Annotated in this window: 4 protein-coding genes and 1 pseudogene; 1 reads left to right on the top strand and 4 read right to left on the bottom strand. The window is 73.4% G+C overall.

The window, feature by feature from the left end; all coding sequences use genetic code 11:
- Positions 1-829: alpha/beta hydrolase (locus tag DZF91_RS27610; protein ID WP_117360064.1), on the top strand; the 829-nt coding region annotated here is incomplete at its 5' end.
- Between the two features lie 103 nt (positions 830-932).
- On the opposite strand, the gene DZF91_RS27605 is transcribed toward DZF91_RS27610, so the two are convergent.
- The 4 genes and pseudogenes from DZF91_RS27605 to DZF91_RS41575 form a co-directional block, all read right to left on the bottom strand.
- Positions 933-1,877 carry an ABC transporter permease gene (locus DZF91_RS27605; RefSeq protein WP_117360063.1) on the bottom strand — a complete coding sequence of 315 codons (945 nt, stop codon included), beginning with the start codon at positions 1,875-1,877 and terminating at the stop codon, positions 933-935.
- 3 nt (positions 1,878-1,880) lie between these two features.
- Complete coding sequence (locus DZF91_RS27600) at positions 1,881-2,846, bottom strand: ABC transporter permease (protein WP_117360062.1); 966 nt, start codon at positions 2,844-2,846, stop codon at positions 1,881-1,883.
- On the bottom strand, positions 2,843-3,922 hold the full coding sequence (locus tag DZF91_RS27595; RefSeq protein WP_117360061.1) for an ABC transporter ATP-binding protein: 1,080 nt from the start codon (positions 3,920-3,922) through the stop codon (positions 2,843-2,845). The genes DZF91_RS27600 and DZF91_RS27595 overlap by 4 nt, the downstream gene beginning before the upstream one ends.
- Positions 3,919-4,354 (bottom strand): annotated as a pseudogene (locus tag DZF91_RS41575) (hypothetical protein); the annotation flags it as partial. The pseudogene DZF91_RS41575 and the gene DZF91_RS27595, both read right to left, overlap by 4 nt.

Below are 4,354 nucleotides of genomic sequence, written 5' to 3'. Positions count from 1 at the left end.
CGCCGGCCTGGCCACCGGCGGCCACGACGCCGCCGAGCGCGCCGAGCCGCCGCCCGCCCTGCCCGCGCACGTGGGCGTCTTCACCTCCAAGGTGCGGCTGCCGGAGGAGAAGTCCGCGCACGACCTGGTCGTGTACCGGCCGAACGTGCCCGACTCCTCCCGGCTGCCCGTCGTGTACTTCCTGCACGGCGTGCCCGGCGACCCCAGGACGCTGGTGGACGACGGGCTGGTCGACGAGGTGAAGAAGTACCTCGGCAGGGGCGGGCAGCCGTTCGTCCTGGCCGTCCCGGACGGCAACGGCGACCACCACGACGACACCGAGTGGGCCGACGCCGCCGACGGGTCGGACCTGGTGGAGAGCAGGCTGCTGAAGGCCGTCATCCCCGCCGTCGAGGGCTCCCGGCCGCGGGACGCGGCGCACCGCGCGATCGCCGGGTTCTCCATGGGCGGGTACGGCGCGCTGAACCTCGGGCTGCGCCACCCCGACCTTTTCGGGCAGGTCGTGTCGCTCGCCGGGTACTACGGCGTGGACGACCCGGACCACATGTTCGGCGGCCGGGAGGACCTGGAGGCCGCCAACAGCCCCGACCGGCACCTCGACGCCGCCCGGCGGGTCCGGATCTTCCTGGCCGTCGGGCGGGACGACGGGAATCCCGTGGTCGAGGGCAGCTCCCAGCAGTTCAAGCGGCTCCTGGACGCCGCCCGCGTGCCCGCGACGCTGCAGGTGCTGCCCGGCGAGCACGACTGGGACTTCGTCACGCGCGCGCTGCCCGCCGGGTTCGACTTCCTCCGCGAGGGCTGGGCCCGCAACGGCTCCGCGGGCCGCTGACGGCCCGGTCCGGTCCCCCGGCGGCGGGCGGCCCGTCACAGCGCGCGGCCCGTCACAGCGCGCGGCCCGTCACGCGGGCCGTCCGCCACCGGCGGGCCGTTCGTCACGAGAGGCGGACGCGCGGGTCCAGGAACGAGTAGCCGATGTCCACGACCAGGTTCGCGACCACCACGAACAGCGTCACCATCAGCGTCACCCCGATGATCACCGGGGTGTCGCCGAGGTTGATCGACTGGTAGACCAGCTGCCCGACGCCCTGCAGCCCGAACACCCGCTCGATCACGATCGTCGAGCCGATCAGCGCGCCCACGTCGATGCCGAACTGCGTCACCACCGGCGTCAGCGCCGACCGCAGGCCGTGCCGGAACACCACCCGCCGCTCCGACACGCCCTTGGAGCGCGCGGTGCGGATGTAGTCCTCGCTCATCACGTCCAGCATCGACCCGCGGGTCAGCCGGGTGTAGGTCGCGACCATCAGGAAAGCCAGGCCGATCCACGGCAGCAGCATCCGCTGCAGGAAGTGCTCCTGCAGCGGCGGCCCCGCCTCGAAGTACGGCAGGCCCAGCTCGCCCAGCTTGGTGGAGAACACGTACAGCAGCACCAGCGCCATCACGAACGACGGCAGCGACAGCCCGACCAGCACGATCACCGTGATGCCCCGGTCGGCGGCCGAGCGCGGGTGCGTCGCCGAGTACACGCCGGACACGACGCCGCCGACCAGCCAGATCACCCCGGCGCCCGCGACCAGCCACAGCGTGGTCGGCAGCCGGTTCTCGATGATGGACGCGACCGAGGTGCCGTTCAGGTACGACTGGCCGAGGTCGCCCTTCAGCAGGTTCCCGAGCCAGGAGAAGTACTGGACCAGCACCGGCCGGTCCAGGCCGAGGTTCCGGCGGATCTGCTCCAGCGTCTCGGTGGACGCGCGCGGGCCGCCGATCGTCCGCTCGACCGACGTCGGCGACAGGTGCAGGAACGCGAACACCAGCGTCGACACCAGCCACAGCACCAGCAGCGCGTACAGCAGGCGGCGGATGACGTAACGGAGCATGGCTCACTTCCCCCCGGACTGCCGGTCCCCGCGCGGGTCCATCGCGTCCCGGATCGCGTCGCCGAGCAGGTTGAACGACAGCGTGGTCAGCAGCAGCAGGACGGCCGGGACGACGAGCAGCCACCAGGCGGTCTGGAACACCTCGCTGCCCTCGCCGAGCATCGCGCCCCAGCTCGGCATCGGCGGCCGCACCCCGACGCCGAGGAACGACAGCGTCGACTCGAACACGATCGAGGTCGGGATCAGCAGCGAGCTCAGCACGGTGATCTGCGCGACCAGGTTCGGCAGCACGTCCACGAACATGATCCGCCAGCGGCCCGCGCCGAGCGAGCGGGCCGCCTCGATGAACTCCTTCTGCTTGATCGACATCACCTGGCCGCGGATGATCCGGCCGGTCGCCGCGAACGAGAAGAACGCGATCACCGCGATCGTCATCGTGAGGCTCGCCGCGACCGACTGCACCTGGAACGTCACCGCCAGGGTGATCGCGATCAGCAGGTAGGGCAGCGCGAGGGTGATGTCCATCAGCCGGGCCAGCACCGCGTCCGACGCGCCGCCGATGTACCCGGCGAGCGTCCCGACCAGGACCCCGACGACCGAGGCGAGCGCGGCGGCGGCGATGCCGACCAGCAGCGAGATCCGCGCGCCGTAGGCGGCGCGGACGAGCACGTCGCGGCCGAGCTGGTCGGCGCCGAGCCAGAAGTCCCGGGACGGCCCGACCGGCTGCCCGTTGACGTCCAGCCCGGTCTTGGGGAACGTCGCGGAGTACGGGTGGCCCGTCCAGGACGCCCACAGCGGCGCCAGCAGCGCGAACACCACGATCAGCGCGAGGATCACCAGGAACGCCAGCGCGACCTTGTCGTCGCGGAACCGGGCCCAGGCCAGCTGCAGCGGGGATCGGCCCCGGACGCGGGCCTCCACCGCGTCCGGCGGGACGATCTCGGGTTCGAGTTCGGACAGGCTCGTCACGGCGTCGCCTCCGGCAGTTCCGGCTCGGTGGAGACCTGGCTGATGCCCGCGGCCCGGCCCGCCAGGTGCTCGCCGGGCTCCACCGGGAAGTGGCAGGCGGTCAGGTGGTCGGCGGGGTCGCCGCCGCGGACGGTCAGCGCGGGGTCGTCGGTGACGCAGCGGTCCTGCGCCTTGGGGCAGCGCGGGTGGAACCGGCAGCCGGACGGCGGGTCGATCGGGGACGGCACGTCGCCGGTCAGCACGATCCGCTCGGCGCGCTCGGCCTCGTCGGGGTCGGCGATCGACGCCGCCGACAGCAGCGCCGCGGCGTACGGGTGGCGGGGCCCGCCGTACAGCTCGGCCCCGGCGGCGTCCTCCACGACCCGGCCGAGGTACATGACCGCGACCCGGTCCGACACGTAGCGGACGACCGACAGGTCGTGCGCGATGAACACGTAGGTGAGGCCGAGCTCCTCCTGCAGGTCCTTCAGCAGGTTGATGACCTGGGCCTGGATGGACACGTCCAGCGCCGACACCGGCTCGTCGCAGATGACGAGCTTCGGCTTGAGGGCGAGCGCGCGGGCGATGCCGATGCGCTGCCGCTGCCCGCCGGAGAACTCGGCGGGGAACCGGTTGTAGTGCTCGGGGTTGAGCCCGACCAGCTCCATCAGCTCCTGGACGCGGCTCTTGCGCTCGGCGCCGTCGGCGAGGCCGTGGATGGCGAACGGGTCGCCGATGATCGACCCGACCCGGCGGCGCGGATTCAGCGACCCGTAAGGGTCCTGGAAGATCATCTGGACGTCCCGGCGGAACGCCTTCAGGCCCGCCCGCGACAGCCGGGTGATGTCGGTGCCCTCGAACACGATCCGGCCGCCGGTCACCGGGTGCAGGGCCGCCAGGCAGCGCGCGAGGGTGGACTTGCCGCAGCCGGACTCGCCGACGACGCCGAGCGTCTCGCCCCGCCGGACGGTCAGGTCCACGCCGTCCACCGCGTGGACGCGCGCGATCTCCTTCTTGAAGACGATGCCCTGCCGGATCGGGAAGTGCTTGAACACCCCCTCGGCCGACACGAGCACCTCGCCACCGGTCCCCGTCACCGTGCTCCTCCGTTCCCCGTGCCCGGGTCCCGCCGCTCCCCGCCGGGGCCGGTGCCCTCGTCCGGTCCTGCCTCGTCCGGCCCGGCCTCGCCTGGTCCTGCCTCGTCCGGTCCGGTGGTCCGCGTGCCGTCCGCCTCCGGGCCTCCCGGCTCGGGAGGAGCCGGTTCGGACGGGATGCCCCTGGGGCGGGCGGGCTCCCGCTCGGCCTCCGGCGGGGACGCGCCGGGACGCGTGGCGTCGGGCCGTACCGGTCCGGTGGCGCCCGCCCCGGGTCCTCCGGGCTCGGGTCCCGCCTCGGGCCGTCCGGGTTCTGGTCGTCCGGGTTCTGGTCGTCCGGGTTCGGGGCGGTCGGCGCCGGGCCGTCCCTCCCCGGGGCGCGCGGGCTCGGCGCGCGTGGGCGTGTCCCTGCGGCCGGCCTGGACGGCGGCGAGG

It is taken from the genome of Actinomadura logoneensis (genome assembly GCF_003428695.1).
Lineage (GTDB): Bacteria > Actinomycetota > Actinomycetes > Streptosporangiales > Streptosporangiaceae > Spirillospora > Spirillospora logoneensis.
The sequence above is the reverse complement of the archived record's forward strand: the minus strand, read 5'-3'. Positions and strand labels throughout refer to the sequence as shown.

What these genes read in the sequence shown, in the direction of transcription:
- DZF91_RS27605 (WP_117360063.1), bottom strand. Translation starts at nt 1,877, where the DNA reads ATGCTCCGTTACGTCATCCGCCGCCTGCTGTACGCGCTGCTGGTGCTG.